This is a genomic window from Marinobacter iranensis (assembly GCF_029207565.1).
Classification (GTDB): Bacteria; Pseudomonadota; Gammaproteobacteria; order Pseudomonadales; family Oleiphilaceae; genus Marinobacter; species Marinobacter iranensis.
In genome coordinates this window covers 14,642-34,015 of sequence record NZ_JANCMW010000016.1, presented here as the reverse complement: position 1 = coordinate 34,015, position 19,374 = coordinate 14,642, and the positions used below count along the sequence as shown (strand labels likewise).

Annotated in this window: 17 protein-coding genes; 9 read left to right on the top strand and 8 right to left on the bottom strand. The window is 58.2% G+C overall.

What is annotated here, in order from left to right; genetic code table 11:
- Positions 1 to 3: 3 nt before the first annotated feature.
- A complete protein-coding gene (locus NLU14_RS19570) occupies positions 4 to 906 on the top strand; it encodes an alpha/beta hydrolase family protein (RefSeq protein WP_275709743.1) in 903 nt (300 codons plus the stop codon).
- Here the strand turns inward: NLU14_RS19570 and NLU14_RS19565 are convergent.
- The 3 genes from NLU14_RS19565 to NLU14_RS19555 form a co-directional block, all read right to left on the bottom strand.
- Positions 895 to 2,187: a cation:proton antiporter gene (locus NLU14_RS19565; protein WP_275709741.1), complete on the bottom strand. Its 1,293-nt coding sequence runs from the start codon at positions 2,185 to 2,187 to the stop codon at positions 895 to 897. The genes NLU14_RS19570 and NLU14_RS19565 overlap by 12 nt on opposite strands.
- A gap of 45 nt (positions 2,188 to 2,232) precedes the next feature.
- On the bottom strand, positions 2,233 to 2,754 hold the full coding sequence (locus tag NLU14_RS19560; protein WP_275709739.1) for a DUF4399 domain-containing protein: 522 nt from the start codon (positions 2,752 to 2,754) through the stop codon (positions 2,233 to 2,235).
- Between the two features lie 181 nt (positions 2,755 to 2,935).
- Positions 2,936 to 4,009 (bottom strand): class I SAM-dependent methyltransferase, encoded by a 1,074-nt coding sequence (locus NLU14_RS19555; RefSeq protein WP_275709737.1) that lies wholly within the window; start codon positions 4,007 to 4,009, stop codon positions 2,936 to 2,938.
- A gap of 219 nt (positions 4,010 to 4,228) precedes the next feature.
- On the opposite strand from NLU14_RS19555, the gene NLU14_RS19550 reads away from it, so the two are divergent.
- Entirely contained in the window at positions 4,229 to 5,365 is a 1,137-nt protein-coding gene (locus NLU14_RS19550) for an arylamine N-acetyltransferase family protein (RefSeq protein ID WP_275709735.1), read from the top strand.
- A 53-nt stretch (positions 5,366 to 5,418) separates the two neighbouring features.
- Here the strand turns inward: NLU14_RS19550 and NLU14_RS19545 are convergent, their stop codons facing one another.
- Entirely contained in the window at positions 5,419 to 6,114 is a 696-nt protein-coding gene (locus NLU14_RS19545; RefSeq protein WP_275709733.1) for an aspartate/glutamate racemase family protein, read from the bottom strand.
- A 164-nt stretch (positions 6,115 to 6,278) separates the two neighbouring features.
- Between NLU14_RS19545 and NLU14_RS19540 the strand changes: the two genes are divergently transcribed.
- From NLU14_RS19540 to NLU14_RS19530, 3 genes are read left to right on the top strand one after another with little or no spacing between them, the layout of a single operon-like run.
- Positions 6,279 to 7,670, top strand: coding sequence for an efflux transporter outer membrane subunit (locus NLU14_RS19540; RefSeq protein ID WP_275709731.1), 1,392 nt, complete (start codon positions 6,279 to 6,281; stop codon positions 7,668 to 7,670).
- The gene (locus NLU14_RS19535) at positions 7,667 to 8,914 is read left to right on the top strand and encodes an efflux RND transporter periplasmic adaptor subunit (protein WP_275709729.1); all 1,248 of its coding nucleotides are present in this window, start codon (positions 7,667 to 7,669) and stop codon (positions 8,912 to 8,914) included. Before NLU14_RS19540 ends, NLU14_RS19535 begins: the two co-directional genes overlap by 4 nt.
- Complete coding sequence (locus NLU14_RS19530) at positions 8,907 to 12,023, top strand: efflux RND transporter permease subunit (protein ID WP_275709727.1); 3,117 nt, start codon at positions 8,907 to 8,909, stop codon at positions 12,021 to 12,023. Before NLU14_RS19535 ends, NLU14_RS19530 begins: the two co-directional genes overlap by 8 nt.
- Before the next feature lie 118 nt (positions 12,024 to 12,141).
- Here NLU14_RS19530 and NLU14_RS19525 read toward each other — a convergent pair whose 3' ends face one another.
- Positions 12,142 to 12,465: a hypothetical protein gene (locus NLU14_RS19525; RefSeq protein WP_275709725.1), complete on the bottom strand. Its 324-nt coding sequence runs from the start codon at positions 12,463 to 12,465 to the stop codon at positions 12,142 to 12,144.
- 218 nt (positions 12,466 to 12,683) lie between these two features.
- Between NLU14_RS19525 and NLU14_RS19520 the strand changes: the two genes are divergently transcribed.
- From NLU14_RS19520 to NLU14_RS19505, 4 genes are all read left to right on the top strand, one after another.
- Positions 12,684 to 13,595: a pirin family protein gene (locus tag NLU14_RS19520; protein ID WP_275709723.1), complete on the top strand. Its 912-nt coding sequence runs from the start codon at positions 12,684 to 12,686 to the stop codon at positions 13,593 to 13,595.
- 116 nt (positions 13,596 to 13,711) lie between these two features.
- Positions 13,712 to 14,743 carry an AraC family transcriptional regulator gene (locus NLU14_RS19515; RefSeq protein WP_275709721.1) on the top strand — a complete coding sequence of 344 codons (1,032 nt, stop codon included), beginning with the start codon at positions 13,712 to 13,714 and terminating at the stop codon, positions 14,741 to 14,743.
- Positions 14,744 to 14,854: 111 nt separating this feature from the next.
- Positions 14,855 to 15,928, top strand: coding sequence for a class I SAM-dependent methyltransferase (locus NLU14_RS19510; RefSeq protein WP_275709720.1), 1,074 nt, complete (start codon positions 14,855 to 14,857; stop codon positions 15,926 to 15,928).
- Between the two features lie 149 nt (positions 15,929 to 16,077).
- A complete protein-coding gene (locus NLU14_RS19505) occupies positions 16,078 to 16,671 on the top strand; it encodes a LysE family translocator (RefSeq protein WP_275709718.1) in 594 nt (197 codons plus the stop codon).
- Here NLU14_RS19505 and NLU14_RS19500 read toward each other — a convergent pair.
- The 3 genes from NLU14_RS19500 to NLU14_RS19490 form a co-directional block, all read right to left on the bottom strand.
- Complete coding sequence (locus NLU14_RS19500; protein ID WP_275709716.1) at positions 16,630 to 17,499, bottom strand: AraC family transcriptional regulator; 870 nt, start codon at positions 17,497 to 17,499, stop codon at positions 16,630 to 16,632. The genes NLU14_RS19505 and NLU14_RS19500 overlap by 42 nt on opposite strands.
- Before the next feature lie 126 nt (positions 17,500 to 17,625).
- A complete protein-coding gene (locus NLU14_RS19495; RefSeq protein WP_275709714.1) occupies positions 17,626 to 18,477 on the bottom strand; it encodes a phytanoyl-CoA dioxygenase family protein in 852 nt (283 codons plus the stop codon).
- 56 nt (positions 18,478 to 18,533) lie between these two features.
- A complete protein-coding gene (locus NLU14_RS19490) occupies positions 18,534 to 19,358 on the bottom strand; it encodes an HAD family hydrolase (protein WP_275709712.1) in 825 nt (274 codons plus the stop codon).
- Positions 19,359 to 19,374 lie beyond the last annotated feature (16 nt).

Genomic DNA, 19,374 nt, shown 5'->3' with positions numbered 1-19,374 from the left:
ACTATGAGTGCCAGAGAGCCCGCATTACCCGCTGTTACCCGACAGGATATTCCACTGACTACGGACGGCGGCCATCGTATCAGTCTCCGGGTTTTTCCTTCAGAGTCGTCTCGTTCGGTCGTCATAGTGGCCAGTGCCATGGGGGTTGGCCAGCACTGTTATGAGAGATTCGCACGTTTTCTGAGTGGTGAGGGCTTTACCGTTATCACGTTTGATTACTTCGGCACTGGTGCCTCCCTGCAGGGGCATCTGCGGGATTGCCCGGCCAGCGTGACAGACTGGGGCAACGAGGATTGTCACGCTGTGATCGACTTCGCGCGGCGGCACTACCCGGGGCATCGCCTGCAATGGATCGGCCACAGTGTTGGTGGCCAGTTGCTAGGCATGACGCCTAATGTGAACCTGCTGGATCATGCCGTTACCATCGCTTGTGGCAGCGGCTACTGGCGGGAGAACTCACCACCGACCAAACGCATTGCGTGGCTGTTGTGGTATTTCCTGGCGCCGGTGAGCGTGAAGGTATTGGGGTATTTCCCCGGGGAACGCCTGAATATCGTGGGCGATCTACCGCCCAATGTTATTCGCCAGTGGCGGTACTGGTGCCTTGACCCGGAATACGCCGTGGGTGCTGAGGGTGCGGCGTTGCGGGAACAGTTCGGTTCCGTGAAAGTGCCGATCACTGCGGTGGCCTTCACTGACGACGAGATGATGTCCCGGCGCAATGTCGAGTCGCTGCATGGCTTCTACAGCGAGGCTTCGGTGGCCATGCGGCGTATTGATCCGGCGGATGTTGGTGAAAGCCGTATTGGTCACCTCGGATGGTTCCGGGAGCAATACCGCGAGTCCGTGTGGCGAAAAGTGCTCCTGCCGTTGTTGACGTCTTCTGGTCAGTCCTTAGCTGAGTGATTTCCGCGACCGCCAGAAGCGGGCGATTGTGGGCTTCACGCTGATACCATGAACCAGGATCGACAAGGCGACCACCACAAAGGTCAGGTGGATCAATTCCAGCGCGATATCTTCCGGAAGGCCGTGCTGGATGGCGTACATCAGGTAGTACAGCGAGCCGATGCCACGCACCCCGAACCAACCCGCAAGATTGCGCATGCGTATGGGCGCTTTGCTCCCGAGCAAGCCGAGATGGACGCTGATGGGGCGCGCGACAAAGAACAGGAAAGCCGCGAAACCAACGGCTCGCCAGCTCCACGAATCCCAGAACAGCGAACCACCGATCAGCAGCACCAGAACAATTTCGGCCAACCGCTCAAGGTGTTCATTGAATAACAGGGAGCCCTGGTGCACATGGGCGATGGCCTGGGGCGCTTCGCCCGGCTGCATTTCACCGGTGGTCGGGTCGGAGTAGCGTTGTTTAAGACCGGCCAGCTGCAATTCCGTATGCCGTAAGGCCACTGCCGCGCTGAACACCGCCAGAAACCCCCAGGCGTCCACCAACAAGCTGATGCCGTAGGCAAATGCAATCAGCCCCAGCCCCAGAAAGCTCTCCAGGAACTCAGAGCCGGTAAAGGTTGTGCGAAGTTTCTGTACCAGCCAACCAACGCCGCAGCCGGCCAGAATACCAATGCCGATCCCCGCGCCGCTGGCCCAGGCTACGTCCACCACCAGCCAGCGCCAGCCGGCATCGCCAAGATCGTGCAGGCCCAGCAAACCCAGCCCCAGCATCACGAAGGGGAAGGCGCTGCCGTCGTTCATACCGGCTTCGCAGGTCAAGGCGAACCGTAGGCGATCAGGATCATCGGCATGGCGAACCTGTACCTCGGTAGCCAACACGGGATCTGTAGGCGCCACCACGGCGCCGAGCAGAACGGCGGCCCCGAGAGGAAGGGCCAGCCAGTAATATCCGAAGAGCGCCACCAGGCCGACGGTCAGAGTCATGGAGACCACCGCCAGTTGCAGGGGATTGCGCCAACGCTTGAAGGTAACCGGTGCCGGCATTTTCACGCCGGCGCAATACAAGGAAATCAGCACCGCGATTTCAGTCAGCAATTCCAGCAGCGCGGACTCTTCCAGCGGATTGAAGTGAAACAGGCCAAAGCCCATGGGCCCGACCACAAACCCGATAAGCAGATACACAATAGCGGACGTGGCCGGGACGGTTTTGATGTAGGAGGCGGTAAAACCGACCACCAGCAGCAGCGAGCCAAGCAATATAAACCAGGTAGCAGTGGTCATAGGTGGCTCATTGGTGAAGCTCGGCTCGCCGATCCCGGATGTGGATTATTCCACTGTGATGGTGATCTTCTCCGACATAACCGGCGGTTGATGTGGTACATGTTTGTAGTCACCCAGTAGAAGCTGCAGGGTATGCTCGCCGGGCTCCAGTTCCAGTTCGGTGCTGGTCTGTCCCCCGCCGAAGTGAATCACCTGATCCGTGGACGGCAGCGGCGCATCCATTGGTGGCAGCTTATCCAGATCGACCAATAGATGGTGGTGGCCTGTATTTGCTTCGTCGGTGCCCGCCTTGGCAACGTCCATACCTTCCAGATCGAATTCTACAGTCACCGGGCTGGAGACAGTGGCCCCATCCTTTGGAGTCAGTATAGTCACATCTGCGCTTGCCGGGGCGCTCGTGCGTTCAGTAGAAGGGGTTTCCGTTGCTCCTTCTCTTTCACCCGTGTCCTCCTGACTCTGCGCGGTGGGTTCTTCTTCCTCACTCCCACTGTTGTCGGAACAGCCCTGCAACAGAATGCCGGTGGTAAACAAAACGCCGATCAGCGAGAACTTTGATGGAGTATGCATGGCGAAATCCTCCTTGTGCCACAAATGTGTCGGGAAGAGCCAACTGCTAAAATGGCGGCAGTTGGCCCCGATTCGGCTACGCAATCCAAAATAACAAAAAGCTGACGATGAAAAACTGCACAGTCCGACGGCAGGTTTTCGGTCAATAGGGAGGGCCTATTTTCATCAACCGTGGCATGATTCAGTTTTTCGAGGCGATGAAGTAGTTATTGAAGATATCCCCCTCGACCTGTTCGACTTCAATCCGTGTAAGCCCCGCTTCTGTCAGCATTTTTCGCGCAGTCTGCTCTCCCCACATTGCGCCCAGGCCTGGGCCGTCGAGTCCCATTGATACCGGCACACAATGCATGCAGGAAATCGTATACATGAAAGGCCCTGCCGGGAACTCCATATTCTCGTGGACCTGGCTGGATGCGCCAAAATCGACCATCAGAAACACACCCTGGGGTCGTAGCGCGTCAGCAATACCCTTCAAGACGCGAGCCGGTTGTGCCTGGTCATGAATCGCGTCAAACGCAGTGATGAAGTCAAACCGGTTTTTGACGTCCAACGAGCTTGCGTCGCGCAGCTCGAATTGCGCATTGGTCAGCCCAAGCTCTTGCGCTTCCCTGCGTCCCTGACTAAGCCCTTCCTCGGAAATGTCGTAGCCGACAAACCGGCTCCCGGGGAACGCTTGTGCCATCAGATTGATTGCGTGTCCACCTCCGCATCCGATGTCAGCCACCTCGATACCGTTGTTCAATCGCTCAACCAGTCCGGGCACAAGTGGCAGCATCGAATCAACCAGGGCGACATCATGAATGGCGGCACTGTCTTCCGCCATCAATTGGTGAAATCGTGGATAGGCAGAGTAGGGCAAGCCTCCGCCTTCGCGGAAGCACCCAATGATGGGTTCCTCGACTTGTGCCAGAAGCGGAAGGAATTGCGCGGGTTGGGCCAGGTTGTCGGGCCTGGCGCTTCGGGTAAGAGCAACCGCGTGCTCGGGCGGCAACGAATAAGTCGCGTTCTCCGGGTCAAACTCAACTACATGCCCGGTCACCATCGCGCCAAGCCATTCCCGGACATAGCGTTGGTTCAGCCCGGCCACTTCCGCGATCCGTTTGTCGGTCCCAGGGGGTAAATCTGCCATAACATCGAATAAGCCGAGCTGGTGACCGATACTGGCCATCTGGGCGAGCGCGGCATGGTTGAGAACATCCAGCATGTGGCCGGCGAAGGCCTCTGCTTTTTCATGATCCAGTGCTTGATTGCTCATGGGAACCTCCTCGTCAAACACGGGCGTGATCTACGATGCGGGCTAAGTGAGCCCTCTCCCCAGCCTAGCAGTTATTGGCTAAGTTGGACGTGCGCTCTCGATCACCAGTTTTGCGGAATGTCGGCCAATTGCTTTACGACTGTATCAGGGTCTTGACCTCAACCAAGCTTGAGGTTTTATCGTCCATAACCGCATCCACAGCACAGCGAGGAAACCAATATGATCAGTAAGAAAGACCCGATTTCCCTCAACGGAGCACGCGTCCTGGTCCTGGGGCGTTCCGAGCCGGTCCTGGAATCGGTGCTGGGTGAACTCACGGCTCTGGGCATCAATGCCCGGGGCACGGCAGAGCCCGAGAAAGCACCGGAACGTTACGACGCCCGGGACTATGATCTCATCGCCCTTGGGCGAGGCCTTCTCGGCGAAGCCGGCAAGACCCTGAAGGCGCGGTTCCGAGAGCGCAACACCGATGTACGTTTCCTGGATACCTACGCCCCCTTTGCAGCCCACCAGATTGTCACGGTTCTGGAGCGCCGGTACCCACCGAGTGTGAACCTGGAAACCTACCGGGCACGCATCGGTTATGAAGGGCCCATGGCACCGACACTGGAGACCCTCAAAGAACTGCATGAGCGCCATCCGGACGCCATCCCGTTCGAGGCCATTGATGTTCTGCTGGAGCGGGGCGTGGATATCGCCCCGGAAACCGTGGAAGACAAGTTGGTCCGTGGTGGGCGCGGCGGCTACTGCTTTGAGCACAACGGCCTGTTCAAGAGGGTACTCGAGGCCATCGGCTTCCACGTGGAAGGCCTGTCGGCCCGCGTACGCTGGAATGCGGCGCCCGGCACGGCCCCGCAGCCACATACCCACATGGCGTTACGGGTATGGGTGGACGACGTACCCTGGCTGGTGGACGTAGGCTTTGGGGGCTGTGTACTCACCACGCCATTGCGCATGGACACGACAGAACCCCAGGCCACCTCTCACGAGACCTTCCGGTTGATCCCGTTCGGGCCGGGCCTGCTGCTGCAGATCTGGATAGAAGAGCAATGGAAACCCGTTTACGAGTTGTCCGGGGAACCCAGCCTGGAGGGTGACTACATGGTTGCCAACTGGTACACCGCCGAGCACCCGGACTCACACTTCCGGAAAAACCTGATGGTGGCCCGCACCACCACGGCAGCCCGTTACACACTGATGAACGGCCGGTATACGGTCCGTTATTCCGATGGCCGTACCCACCGGGAGGTCCTGGAAGCAGATGGTATAGAACGGGTGTTGTCCAGCACCTTCCAGTTGCCGGTGCAACCGGACTGGCGGCCAATGATTGAACGTGCTGCCGCGCTTACCGCATAAGGCTTTATCAACAGCGCTGCCAGGCGTTGTTGTTTGTTTCCGTTGGCATACAGTCACTGATCAGGCAAAGCTTGCTCAACCACCTGCGAGGCATGGATCGCCGTCGTATCATAAAGCGGAACGGTGGTATCGGCTTGCTGAATCAGCAGGCCGATTTCAGTGCATCCCAGAATAACGGCCTGAGCGCCACGTTCGGCCAGTGAGGCGACAATCTCCAGATAGGCGTCCCGCGATGCGGGATTAATCTCGCCCCTGCACAACTCCTCGTAGATAACCCGGTGAATCACGTCCCGCTGGGGCTCATCCGGCGTGATCACCTCAATGCCGGCGTTCTCCAGGCGCTCGCGATAGAAAGCTTGCTCCATGGTAAACCGCGTGCCCAGCAGGCCTACGCGGGTAATGCCGTCCTGCGCGAGCACCCTTGCAATGGCATCGGCAATATGGAGCAGGGGAATGCGAATGGCCTGTTCAATCTCCGGCGCTACCTTGTGCATGGTGTTGGTGCCGATCACCAGGAAATCGGCGCCGGCGTTCTGCAACGAGAGCGCCGCGTCCGACAGAATCCTGGCGGTTGCCGGCCAGTCACCCTTGTGCTGCAGCGCCTCGATCTCGGCGAAATCCACGCTGTAGAGCACCAGTTTTGCGGAATGTAGCCCACCAAGACGGGCCTTCACGCCCTGGTTGATCAGCCGGTAATAGGTCTGGGTGGATTCCCAGCTCATGCCGCCAAGCAGGCCAATGGTTTTCATAGGACAGTCCTTGTTCTCAGATATTCGAAGTAAGTCGAAGGCACAATAATGTCAAAATAGTGTAAATCCCGGCAACTGACAGGGATAGGGTAAAACTTAGCCGCCAACAAATGGTATGTTGAGACCTGACGTAATTCCAGGCACATGACTGTATCCGGCTCTCCATGATTGAAGCAATCACCAAATCGCACTTGCGGCTCTTCCCGATGGTTGCCGTTCTCTTTCTTACTGCCTGTGCTACCCGGGAGGAATCCCCGCAGGCACCGATGGAACTTCCAGCCACTTTCACCCGTACGGGCCAGTCGGCGGTTTCCGACACCTGGTGGGAGTCTTTCGGCGACGAGCAACTGGACAAACTCGTTACCCAGGCCCTGGACGATAACCTCAGCCTGCGAGCCGGCTATCAGCGGTTGCGCCAGGCGCGGGCCGTGGCGGACAGGCAGAGTGCAGCGCTTTTCCCCTCCCTGGATGCCACTGCCGGGGCGGAGCGGCAGGAATCCGATACCGCCGAGTCCACCACCTTCAGTGCCGGCCTGGGCGCCAGTTACGAGGTGGACCTGTGGGGCCGTGTGCAGTCTCTGAGTGAGGCGGAGTCATTGCGTGCCTCTGCAACTCTGGCGGATTACCAGGCTGCTGCCGTTTCCCTGAGCGGGGAGATTGCCACCACCTGGTTCCAGTTGATTGAGCAGCGTGCGCAGTACGATCTGGCAGAGACCCAGCTTGAAACCAACAGGAACGTACTGACCGTCATTGAGTCCCGGTTTGCGATGGGGCAGAACAACAGTGCGGATGTGCTTCGCCAGCGCCAGCTTGTCAGTGCTTCCCGGGAGCGCCTGAGTGAGATTGAAGGGGAAGTTGGTGTACTGGAGCATCAATTGGCAGTGCTTCTGGGCCAGCCGCCGGGCCGCAGGGACCTGCCCGAAGATGATTCGCTGCCGCAGTTGCCACCCCTGCCGGACACCGGAGTGCCTGCAGACCTCGTACAGCGCAGGCCGGATCTTCAGCAGGCGTGGCGATTGGTCCAGGCAGCTGACCAGGACCTGGCCGCCGCCATCAGTAACCGCTTCCCGAGATTTTCGATCGAGGCTTCCCTGAACTCACAGGCAAACAGCGCCGGGAACCTGTTTGATGACTGGCTGGCTACCCTGGCCGGTAATCTGATGGTCCCCCTGGTGGATGGTGGCGAACGCCGCGCTGAGGTTCGCCGTTCCGAGGCCGTGCTGGGAGAACTCGTGCAGGAATACGGGCAGGCCGTTCTGACGGCTATCCGGGAGGTTGAAGATGCGCTGGTTCGGGAACGGCAGCAGCGCCAGCGTCTTCAGAGCCTGAATAACCAGAGCGAACTGGCTGATACAACCTACCGGCAACTGCGTAACCAGTACCTGAATGGTGCCGTCAGCTACCTTGAAGTGCTGACTGCACTGCAGGACAAGCAGGACCTTCAACGCTCAATCCTGACCACCCGACAGCAACTGCTCAACACCCGCGTAGCGCTTTACCGTGCACTGGCCGGAAGTATCGAATCCGCGAAACCAACGGAGAATAACGAGGCATGAGCCAACCCATCGATGAGAATGCAGTCCGTCCCGAACGAGGCAAGGCCGGCCCACTGAAAACCGTGTTCGTGTCGCTGATGATTGTACTGGTGGGCGTTGCCCTGATCTGGCTGATCTTCAAGACGGAGCCCTCTGCCACCCGCTCTGACACTGCCCGGGAAACGGCCATGCTGGTGGATGTTCAGTCCGTAACCCGCGGGCGCTTCACACCCACTGTGGAAGTAATGGGGCAGGTGGTTCCGGCCCGGGAAATCACACTCGGTTCCCAGGTAAGTGGCGAGATCATCTACCAGGCGGATGCCTTTACACCGGGCCGCCACGTTGAGAAAGGCGGGGAATTGCTGCGAATCGAACCGGCTGACTATCAGGCAACCTTGCAGCAAAGACGCAGTGAGCTTCAGCAGGCCCGTGCCGAGCTTGAGATTGAGCAGGGACAACAAGCGGTCGCGCGGCAGGAATTCGAGCTGCTGGGTGAAGACATCAAGACCGCCAACCAGGCACTGATCCTCCGAAAGCCACAGCTGGAGCAGGCACGGGCCCGGGTTTCCGCAGCAGCTGCTGCGGTACAGCAGGCAGAGCTCGCCCTGGCCCGAACCCGGATCCGCGCACCATTCCCGGCTCAGGTGCTCAGCCGGGAGGTCGCCCTGGGGTCGCAAGTCAGTGTCGGCCAGTCTCTTGGCCGGTTGGTCGGAATCGGGCAATACTGGGTGGAAGCGACGGTCCCATTATCAAAACTCCGCTGGCTGACCTTCAAGGAGGCCCCGGGTAGCCCCGCTGCACCCGTTACTCTTTTTCACGATACCGTCTGGCCCGCCGGGCAGACGCGAGAAGGCCAACTGACACAGCTTGTCGGTGAACTGGATACCAACGCCCGCATGGCCAGGGTTCTGATCACGGTAGAGGATCCGCTCGCCCTGGAAGAGGCCGCAGGCGCGCCACCACTGATTCTCGGCACTTTTGTGAGGGCTGAGATAGCAGGCCGGGCCCTGGTGGATGTCGTAAGGCTTGAGCGAAACCTGCTCCGACGCAGCAACACCGTATGGGTGATGGAGGACCGCAAACTAGCAATTCGCGATGTGGAAATCGCCTTTCAGAATGAAGAGTACGCCTTCATCCGCACCGGCCTGGATAGTGGAGACAAAGTGATCACCACTGATCTGGCGTCCGTTGTTAGCGGTGCCCGGTTGAGGCTGGAGGGCGATCAAGAGGAAGGCGAGTCTGAGCGGGGTGATCGCAATGAGTGACGAGCCCAGACGCCAGGGCTGGGTTGGCCCCATTGAATGGATGGCCCGCAATTCCGTCGCCGCCAACCTGATGATGATCCTGCTGCTGGCCGGTGGTTTCTGGATGGCCACGCAGGTGCAGAAAGAGGTCTTCCCTCAGTTCCAGTTGGATATTGTCCAGATCACGGTCAGTTATCCGGGGGCCGCGCCTGAGGAAGTGGAGCAAGGCATACTCCTGCCGGTGGAAGAGGCCGTCCAGGGCATTCAGAGCATTCAGGAAATGACCTCCACGGCGCGGGAGGGCAGTGGCACCATCCAGCTCGAACTGGTTCCCGGAAGCAATCGGATGCAGGCCCTGCAGGACATAGAACAGGCGGTCGATGGCGTCCGAACCTTCCCGGAACAGGCCGAGGAGCCTGAAATTTCGTTGGTGACGCCAACCCGGGATGTCATGGAGCTCACCCTCTACGGTGATGTGGACATCTGGACGTTACGCCAGCTAGGAGAACAGGTTCGTAACCGATTGCTATCGGAAGACGCCATAACCCAGGCTGTTATCGGGGACGTGCCAGCCTACGTGACCAGCGTTAAAATTTCCCAAGAGACATTGCGCAAGTACAACCTGACCCTGTCTGACGTGGCAAACCTGGTGGAGCAGTCCAGTGAAGACATTCCGGCTGGCTCTATGGCCACGTCAAACGGCGACATACTGCTGAGACTAAAGGCCCAGAAACAGTGGGCAGAGGCCTTCGAAGATATTGTGATCCTCAATGCCGCCTCGGGCGGCTCAGTCACCCTTGGTGATATTGCGACGGTTCGGGATGGCTTTGAGGAGGGCGGTTTCCACTCTCGCTTCAACGGCCAACCCTCGGTAGAGATTGAGCTCTTCCGCACTGGCGATCAGTCGCCCCTGGACATTGCCGATTCGGTCAAACAGGTGATTGCGGAACTGAAAGTGACGCTGCCGGATGCCGTCCAGGTGCGCATAGACAGCAACCGGGCTGAACACTTCGAAAACAGGATGGACATGCTGATCGAGAACGGCATCATGGCCATGGTCATCGTACTGGTGATCCTCAGCCTGTTCCTGGAATACCGGCTGGCGTTCTGGATCATGATGGGCATGACGATCTCTTTTGTTGGTAGCGTGCTGTTTCTGCCGGCGATGGACGTCAGCATCAACATGATCTCCATGTTCGGCTTCCTGATGGTGTTGGGAATTGTGGTGGACGACGCCATCGTGGTGGGTGAGAACATCTACGAGTACCGGGAGGAGGGTATGGGCTTCATGGAGGCGGCCATCAAGGGTGCAAAGGACATTGCCGGCCCAGTCACCTTCAGCATACTCACCAATATCGTTGCCTTCCTGCCCCTGTTGTTCATCCCGGGTACCACCGGCAAGTTCTGGTGGCCGCTGGGTATGGTGGTCATTCTCGTATTGGCCCTTTCGCTTGTGGAAGCCTTGTTCATACTACCGGCCCATCTGGCCCACAGCGGCCGGGGCAGTGTCACCATTTACGGCCACTGGATGCACGGTATACAGCGGGTGTTTTCCGGCGGGTTTGAAGCAGTGGTGAACCGGGTTTACCGGCCACTGCTGGATCTGGCTTTGCGATTCCGCTACATAACACTCTCTGCGGCACTCACCATCATGGTTGTGTCAGGGGCATACGCCATCAGTGACCACATGGGCATGATCATGATGCCTGAGGCACCAGCCGATGAAATTGAAGCTGCGGTACGGCTGCCGGTGGGCACTACCTCACGCCAGGCTGGAGAGTTGGCGATGGCCATTACCCGTGATACCCAGCGGCTGTTTGAGGAACATAACCTCTCCCGAGATGTGGAAGGTATTAAAACCAATGTGCGAGGCCAGCAATCCATCGACGTGGAGCTTGTGCTCCTCCCGGCAGACGAGCGCAACATGACGGTTAATCAGATCATTGAGCTCTGGCGGACCGAACTCGGTGATTTCAGGGGCGTCGACCAGATTACCTTTGAGGCGGAACAGGGTCCCGGCGGCTGGCGTGATGACATCAGCGTGGACCTGAGCCACACCAATATCGACATTCTTGCACGCGCCAGCCGGCGTTTTGTCGACGAACTGAAACAGCTCGGCCAGACCCGAAACGTCAATGACAATTACACCACTGGCAAACCCCAGTTTGATATCAGCCTGACTGATGAGGGCAGGGCGCTAGGCCTGACCGGTGCCGAGGTGGGCCGGCAACTGCGGGACGCCTTCTATGGCAGCATTGCCCTGCGTCAGTTGCGAGGTATCAACGAAAACGAAGTGCGGGTGATGCTACCGGATTACCAGCGGGAAGATCTGTATTACCTGGATAACTTCGTGATCCGCATGAGCGACGGCCAGGAAGTACCTCTGATGGATGTTGCCGAGGTAAAGGTGTCCGAATCTCTCCGTTCTATTGACCGTCGCGATGGCCGGCGGGTGATTACCGTGGGCACCGACGTGCAGCCCAAATCCGCGACGAGCCAGGTCCTTGACGTAATCCAGACTGACATACTGCCGCAGCTGCGGGCGGATTTCCCGGGGCTTACCTGGACCTTCCAGGGCAGTCAGGCCGATTTGCGCGATTCCACTGCTGCTCTTTGGGGGGGATTCGGTCTGGCCATGGGGGCTATCTTCGCGTTGCTGGCGATTGCTTTTGGCAATTACCTGCAACCGCTGGTGGTCATGCTGGCCATTCCATTCGGCGCTGTTGGTGCCATCATCGGCCACATGATCCTCGGGATGGAGCTGTCGCTGGTCAGTATCATGGGTATTGTCGCGCTCTCTGGCGTGGTGGTGAACGACTCGCTGATCATGGTGTCCTACGCCAACCGGCAACGCGACCGGCTGGGCCCGGCACAGGCCATCTACGAGGCGGGCCTGCGCCGTTTCCGGCCCATCGTCCTGACCACGCTCACCACCTTCGGTGGACTGACGCCGATCATTACTGAAACTTCCCTGCAGGCCACCTACCTGATCCCCATGGCGGTCTCCCTGGGTTTCGGCATCGTGTTCGCCACGGCGCTGATCCTGTTCCTGGTGCCATGCCTTTACCTGGTGCTGGAGGATCTGAAGGCGTGTTTGGTGCCTCGGAGGGTTTTTGACGCTACGGGTTAGGTCTCTGGGTGGGGCTTCCGGGAAATAGAGCTCCCCGGCTTCGGAACCGGATGAAACCGGCCCCCGCCAAGCCGGGAAGTGAACTCACCGTGGTGGTGAGGGAAAGGGCTACAGGAGCTTAAACATCAAAGTAGCCTTCGTCACCTGCGTCGTCCCACTCTCCAACGTTCCAATGACCACTTTCATCGTCGTCATAGGTGTCATAATAACTATCGTAGATCTCGCCAGCGTCCAGATAGTTATTGTCGTCAACGTCCCAAGTTGCGAAATCGTAGTCAAAGCCGACTTCGTCAAACTCGGTCTCGTTGATGAAACCATCGTTGTCGAGATCCCAGTCTGAGTAAACACCAGCATCGCTCAACGTGCTGTAGTACTCGTCCTTCGAAATTTTACCGTCATCATTGGCGTCCTGGAATGTAAAGCTGGTTCCCGCCAATGACATGGAACTGGCTAAAGATAGTGCGAGAAGTGTCGTCAATTGAGCTTTCATAACGTGCTCCTTCTCTATATTTTTAAAATAGAAAAATATACTACAGGGGGGCGATTAACGAATAAGCCTCCCCTAAGGCCATGTCTTAGGATTGCTGGGAGTACCTTCAAGGCCCCAGGGGCACAATTGCCACTATTTAATGTGTGGTTTACCTGCAAAGGAGCGAAGCCATGAGTAACGTACTGCAATCTGCGGAGCAACGCTGTGATGCCATCGATGCACCCTGCAGCGCTATTGAGATCATACTGAGCCCACGCGTGGCGGACCTGGGCGGTTTCTCCGTGCGCCGCCTTCTCCCCACTGCCAAACGGAAAATGGTTGGCCCCTGGATATTCTTTGATGAAATGGGGCCGGCGGATTTTCCCGCAGGCGGGGGCATCAACGTGCGCCCGCACCCCCACATCGGCATCGCCACGGTAACCTACCTGTTTGACGGCGAGATACTGCACCGGGATTCCGTCGGCAGCCTTCAGCCGATCCGGCCCGGCGACATCAATCTGATGGTGGCCGGCCGGGGCATCACGCACTCCGAACGTGAACGCCCGGAGAGCACCGCCACAGAGCGACGGTTACATGGCCTTCAGCTTTGGCTGGCCCTGCCGGAAGAACACGAAGAAACCGAACCCGCTTTCCACCACTACCCAAGCGATGACATCCCCGCGATTGACGTTGGTGATGTTCCGGTACGTGTAATGATCGGAAGCGCCTACGGTGTGACATCCCCGGTACTCCAGTTCAGTGAAACCCTCTACCTGGAAGCCATCCTCAAACCCGGCCAGACCCTGGCGTTGCCTGACGCACCCGAACGCGCGGTTTATGTTGCCAAAGGTGCCCTGAGCGCACATGGCTCTGAATTACCAACACACAGCATGACGGTATTTGCCCCGGAGCCGGGCGTTTCCATCACCGCCACGGAAGACACCCGCATTGCCTTGATAGGCGGCGAACCGCTGGGGCGGCGATTTATTGAATGGAATTTCGTGTCCTCACGAAAGGAACGTATTGACCAGGCAAGAGAAGACTGGCGGGCAGGGCGCTTTGCGAAGGTGGTGGGGGATGAGGTGGAGTATATTCCTTACTAGGTGGAGTATATTCCTTACTAATAAAGCGCTTTCCTGCGCCGGTTGTGCTTGAATAGAATCTGATCAGACATTCCATCGCGGATTCGCGCATCAGGATAATGACCGGAGCAACCACCATGAGCGAGGATGTGCTTTCCGGGTTGCTTCGCTGTGTTCGCCTGCGCGGAGCACTGTTTTTCAATGTTGAATGTGTAGGGGCCTGGGTTACCGAGGCGCCTGCTTCCGCATTGATTGCCAGTGCTGTCATGCCAGGGTCTGAACATCTGATGGAATACCACGTTGTACTGGGCGGTAACTGTTGGGCGGGTATAACAGGAGAACCACCGTTCCTGATGAACGCGGGAGATGTTGTTCTCTTTCCCCACGGTGATGCCCACGTGATGTCCAGCGTTCCCGGGTTGCGAGCAGAACCGGATCTTCCATTCCTGATTGCAAATCTGAAGCAGCGCTCCGGCTTACCATTTATGGTTCGCCAGGAAGATGACAAGCGTGTTCGGCCGGTAGCCCCTCGAACTGAAACCGAATCGTCTCCACCTACCGCCACATTGCTGTGCGGCTTTCTGGGCTGCGATCGTGGCCCTTTCAATCCCTTGCTTTCGGCACTCCCAAAGGTCATCCACGCCTGTGCCAGCGAGTTATCAGAAGACAGCTGGGCCGGACAGCTCGCCAGACTTGCAGAAACGGAGTCCCTCAAGGGGCGACCCGGTGGCGAAGTTGTCCTGGAACGGATGAGCGAGATGATGTTCGTGGATCTCGTTCGGCTTCATCTGAGCACACTGCCAATAGGTGAGACCGGATGGCTCTCGGCACTGCGGGATAGGCATGTTGGCCGGGTCCTCAGCCTGATGCACAGCCAGCCGGCAAAGCCATGGACGCTGGAAAAGCTTTCCAGCCATGCCGGTCTTTCACGCTCGGTACTGCAGGACCGGTTTGTCGAACTGGTCGGGCAGCCTCCCATGCAGTACCTGAGATGCTGGCGCATGCAGGTTGCCTCCAACCTGCTGGTGGAAAGCAATGCCAAAGTGGCCACCATCGCCCAAGAAGTGGGCTACGAATCGGAAGAAGCCTTCAGCCGATCCTTCAAACGTGCCGTTGGCCAGCCCCCCGCAACCTGGCGCCGTGAGCGGTCGGTACAACAGACTCGGTAGATCAGTCATACACGCCGGGCGGTTGGTCATTCAGCCAGATCGCCAACCCCCTCACTATAGAGTTGCCTGCCGCGACAGGCTCATACCTCTAAAAGATCCGGGAGAAAGATCATGGAAGCGACTCAAGTATTCGACGAAAACAAACTCAATGCCTTTGTGGGGCAGGTTCTGGGGGACCTCGGTGGCGCTTACAGCGCGGCGCTGGTCAAGATTGGCGATCGGCTCGGCCTGTATCGGGAGTTGCAGAGTGGAGGACCCGCAACCTCCTCAGAGCTTGCCGAGCGAACCGGCTATTCCGAGCGCTACTTACGCGAATGGCTGGCCCACCATGCGGCCTCGAATTACCTGGCCTACGATCAGGCCACCAAACGTTTCCGTTTGCCTCCGGAGCAGGCCATGGTGTTCGCGGATGAAGACAGTCCGGTCTACATGATCGGGGGCTTCGAGAACGCCTTCACCACCTTTGAGAACGAACCCAAGGTGAGAGCGGCTTTCAGGACGGGTGAGGGCGTCGCGTGGGGTGACCAGGCACATTGCATGTTCTGTGCGGTGGCCAAGTTCTTCCGCCCCGGTTACGTGCACAACCTGGTCCAGAGCTGGCTACCAGCGCTGGATGGTGTGGTAGAAAAGCTTCAACGCGGAGCCAGGGTAGCCGATGTTGGCTGCGGTCATGGCCACTCCACGCTGCTGATGGCAACTGCGTTTCCCAACTCGACGTTTATCGGTTATGACTTCCACGGGGGCTCCATTGATGACGCCAACGCGCATCGTGACGAGCATGGCCTGGACCCACAACGGGTACGCTTTGAACAGGCAACCGCAAGCGATTTCGAGGAGGGCGATTTCGATCTGGTGACTTGCTTTGATGCCCTGCATGATATGGGTGATCCGGTCGGCACGGCCGCGCACGTCTTTGAAAAGCTCAAGCCGGGTGGTACCTGGATGGTGGTTGAGCCCATGGCCGCCGATGAGCTCAGTGATAACTTCAACCCGGTCGGGCGGTTGTTCTACGCTGCCTCAACCAGTATCTGTGTTCCTACGGCGCTGGCGCAAAAGACCGGCCTCGCGCTTGGTGCCCAGGCGGGGGAGTGCAAGTTGACGGAAGTGATCAAGAAGGGAGGTTTCCGGAAGGTGCGCAGGGCGGCAGAGACGCCATTCAATATCGTTCTGGAAGCACGCGCCTGATAGCTGCCATGAAGGCCCCGGGAGTATGATCTCCCGGCTGGGGGTATTGAACAGGCCACGGAAGGTCGGGGTAACCTCAATTTTGTTCAATACCCATACCCACGTTCAGGGCAAACTCCGCTTCTAAGCCTGAACGGAGAATACCACCCATGAGCCTTTCCCTGATTCTGCCCATGTCCGCCTTTGCCTTGGCGGCCTCCATATCCCCGGGGCCGGTCAACCTTGTCTGCCTGAGCAGCGGTACCCGTTATCCGGTTTCCCGGGGACTGATCTTTGTCACCGGGGCGACGCTTGGCTTCATCGCATTGTTCATTGCCGTGGGATTAGGGCTTTACTCGCTGCTGACGATGGTGCCTGTGGTCGAGGAGTTGCTGCGGTGGGGCGGCGTTGCCTTCCTGCTTTACCTGAGCGTGAAGCTGGCCATGGACAGTGGCCACTTGCCAGAGAATGGCACTGACAAGGCGCCCGGCTTCGGCACGGGGGCACTGATGCAGTGGCTCAACCCCAAGGCCTGGCTGGCCTCGGCTTCCGGTATCGGTGCGTACACCAGCGCCAACGACCTGCAACAGATTCTGCTATTCGCCAGCCTGTACCTGCCCATCTGCTGGCTGTCGCTGGCCTGCTGGGTATACGCCGGTGCCTTCCTGCGCCGGTATGTTCAGCGGCCAGTGGTGCTGGTTACCGTAAACCGGACACTCGCCTTACTGCTCGCCGCCAGTTGCCTGTATCTCGTGATCGGATGAGGGGCGCCGGTACTGGTTCGGGGTTGCCGCCATCAGCCGCTTGAAGGCGCGCTGGAAGTGTGGCTGATCTGCAAAGCCTGCGTTCAGGGCCGCTTCAGCAATGGGCACGCCGTTCTTTAATTCACAGCGCCCGAGTTGTATGCGCCGGTTTACAAGATAGGCATGGGGCGTAAGGCCAAAATATTGCCTGAACGCGCGAATCAGGTGGCCTGCGCTGTAACCCGAGATTTCGCAAAGAGTATCCAGCGAGAGGTCTTCAGCCGCGTGGTCATCCAGATAGTGGGCCAGCGCCACCAGAGCCTGTGGTGCCTTTGGTTCCCGCACCTCCGGCTGCCTTGCCAGCTCATGCATCAGGTCTGACAGGAACTCCACCACCTCCGTTTGCTTGTCCAGCAGATCTCGATGGGGATCAAGAAGGCAGTCCGCCATGCGGCAATAGCGTTCATACCAGAGTGGATCCGATATCGTGGCCGTAGAGATATCCTGCCACTCAGGCTGTGGCAACAAGCCCGCCCGGAACCGCAAATCCGTCAGCCACCCGGTATCCACATACAGCATCAGGTACGCCCACGGCTGATTGTCGATGGGATTGCAGGCGTGAACCCATTCCGGATTCATCAGCACAAGATCACCAGCATGAATCCTGTAATGATCCGTCCGGTACTGAAACGTGCTCTTGCCCCTGGTGATGGCGCCGATCGACCATTGGGTGTGGCTGTGAGGGGCATAGCAGACCTTGCGACCATCCGCGACCTTGCGCAACTCCACATGGGACATGCGGGCGTCCCGCCAGAACAGGGGGTTGTTTTCAGTGGTAGTGGTTTCCATGTGAACTGTCCTGGGTCTCATCCGTTGGCTCAACCCAGAAAAACCAATTGAGCAGGCAGTTTCTGGATGAAGGGGCTTTCAGAACGAATAGGGTCAAGATAGCGGGAGAATGGGGGTCTGTAAAAACTATCTTCTCGCTATCTCCCCCAACTTCTGCCCATTCTTGAGATGCCGAAAAATCTGAGAGGTTATGAACGGCGCCGAGCCATCAACGTTGGGTGCGCCCAAGCCCGCAGCCATATCGCTGCGATTCACGGTCCTCGCCTCAAAAGAGAGCCGCGTCAGACTCGTCGTGTTGGGAACACTCGCGTGCAGGTGGGCACCTGAAAAGCAAAGAAGATCACCGGGCAACAGGCTTACCACAAGGGCGTCGTCCCAACTTGGTCTGTTGGTTGCTGTTGGAAGAAGCGGGTAACTGCGGGTGCTTTTCGTCCGGTGCGCCTGCACCATGTCCTGGAAATTCCACTCAGCGCTGTCGTTCTCGACAATCCGCGTAAATAAACCGGGAAAAAGTGCGAGCGTTCTTTCTGGTGTGGTGTCGTAGATTGGCGCCCACCAATTAATTTGTGCCGGTAGATTGGAGCCCCAGGTATCCCGGTGGGCGCGAAGCGGTTCGATTCGCCCGCCTTGCACACCGGAACTGGGTGGCTGGACACGAGTGACAATGCCGTCACCGTAGGTTTCGTCGAGATCCGTATTGATGGCGGAAAGCACCTGCCGCCAGGTCAGGGCCGCATCACTGTCCTTTCTGACGGCAGCGCGCAAAGCCTCGGCGGCCTGCTCAATTTCGGTGGACGACATCGATTGATGGGCGCAAGTTGGGTCATTGCCTAGATGACTTGTGCAATGGGCGCGCAACTGATCGGTAAGCTGAGCCACCGAATCAAAACCGCGGAAAATGATCAATTCACCCCTGTAGAGTCTGGCATTGCGCTCAGCCTCGGGTAGGGGGGTTGCCAGTTCATATAAAGCAGTCATCGGCCCAAACCTTTCCAGGGTAATGTTATGGAGCCGGGCGCCGATTATGTGGTGAGTTAGCCGTGTTTTCGCTTATACAGCCGGAGGATGCCCCGGACAGTCACATCCAGCTGGCTGCCGGTGGTGTAATTCCCCGGCACCACATAATTCGCTCTTTCCTCGGAAATCAGCTTCTCGATCTTCTCCTGGGTGTTCTGCTCGCCCCACTTATCGCTGTCGAACACCGCAAGGCTGCAGCCTCCCTGAGTCTTCACCATCTTCATGGCCGGAATATCCGTATCGCCGTCACCAAAATAGATAATGTGGTCGAAGGGGAACGGGCGCTCGTGGGGTTCGGTGTATTCGTTGATTTTTATGTTATCCCAGCTGTTCTCAATGCCCTTGTTGATGCGGAAGAGGTACTGGGTTTTGGTGGTGTAGTCGATGGCAACGGCGGGCCATTTGGCATGCCCGGTGCCTTCGTCGTAGTGGTAGCGGCACCCGAAGATCTTCTTGAAATGCTTCGCTACTGGCGTTCCGCGAATCATCTCCTCCAGCCCGCTTGAAACGATGTAATGGCTCAGGGCAATACCCTGGTCGCTGGCAAAGCGATTGATGGCGTCAAACCAGTCCTCCACACCGGGGAACAGGGGGATGGATTGGCCGTGCATCCGGAGACTTTCAGGCGTCAACTCATTGTGCTTGCCCATGTCCCTTGCGCGCTTGGCCAGTTCGCCGAGGTAGGTGAGAATTTCATCCCCATCCCTTGCATAGTTCTTTCGGTTCACTTCAGGCCAGAAATCGGAATGCTCGTTTAAACCCAGGGCAGGCATCAGGCCATGTTCGGCGCAGTTACCGCGGGCGAGGGTACCGTCGAAATCATAAACCAGGGCGCACTGCATAGTGTTTGCCTTCTTT

Bases quoted from the DNA above. Each gene is read 5' to 3' on its own strand.
- NLU14_RS19570 (WP_275709743.1), top strand. From the start codon at position 4: ATGAGTGCCAGAGAGCCCGCATTACCCGCTGTTACCCGACAGGATATT.
- NLU14_RS19565 (WP_275709741.1), bottom strand. From the start codon at position 2,187: ATGACCACTGCTACCTGGTTTATATTGCTTGGCTCGCTGCTGCTGGTG.
- NLU14_RS19560 (WP_275709739.1), bottom strand. From the start codon at position 2,754: ATGCATACTCCATCAAAGTTCTCGCTGATCGGCGTTTTGTTTACCACC.
- NLU14_RS19555 (WP_275709737.1), bottom strand. From the start codon at position 4,009: ATGAGCAATCAAGCACTGGATCATGAAAAAGCAGAGGCCTTCGCCGGC.
- NLU14_RS19550 (WP_275709735.1), top strand. From the start codon at position 4,229: ATGATCAGTAAGAAAGACCCGATTTCCCTCAACGGAGCACGCGTCCTG.
- NLU14_RS19545 (WP_275709733.1), bottom strand. From the start codon at position 6,114: ATGAAAACCATTGGCCTGCTTGGCGGCATGAGCTGGGAATCCACCCAG.
- NLU14_RS19540 (WP_275709731.1), top strand. From the start codon at position 6,279: ATGATTGAAGCAATCACCAAATCGCACTTGCGGCTCTTCCCGATGGTT.
- NLU14_RS19535 (WP_275709729.1), top strand. From the start codon at position 7,667: ATGAGCCAACCCATCGATGAGAATGCAGTCCGTCCCGAACGAGGCAAG.
- NLU14_RS19530 (WP_275709727.1), top strand. From the start codon at position 8,907: ATGAGTGACGAGCCCAGACGCCAGGGCTGGGTTGGCCCCATTGAATGG.
- NLU14_RS19525 (WP_275709725.1), bottom strand. From the start codon at position 12,465: ATGTCATTGGCGGGAACCAGCTTTACATTCCAGGACGCCAATGATGAC.
- NLU14_RS19520 (WP_275709723.1), top strand. From the start codon at position 12,684: ATGAGTAACGTACTGCAATCTGCGGAGCAACGCTGTGATGCCATCGAT.
- NLU14_RS19515 (WP_275709721.1), top strand. From the start codon at position 13,712: ATGAGCGAGGATGTGCTTTCCGGGTTGCTTCGCTGTGTTCGCCTGCGC.
- NLU14_RS19510 (WP_275709720.1), top strand. From the start codon at position 14,855: ATGGAAGCGACTCAAGTATTCGACGAAAACAAACTCAATGCCTTTGTG.
- NLU14_RS19505 (WP_275709718.1), top strand. From the start codon at position 16,078: ATGAGCCTTTCCCTGATTCTGCCCATGTCCGCCTTTGCCTTGGCGGCC.
- NLU14_RS19500 (WP_275709716.1), bottom strand. From the start codon at position 17,499: ATGGAAACCACTACCACTGAAAACAACCCCCTGTTCTGGCGGGACGCC.
- NLU14_RS19495 (WP_275709714.1), bottom strand. From the start codon at position 18,477: ATGACTGCTTTATATGAACTGGCAACCCCCCTACCCGAGGCTGAGCGC.
- NLU14_RS19490 (WP_275709712.1), bottom strand. From the start codon at position 19,358: ATGCAGTGCGCCCTGGTTTATGATTTCGACGGTACCCTCGCCCGCGGT.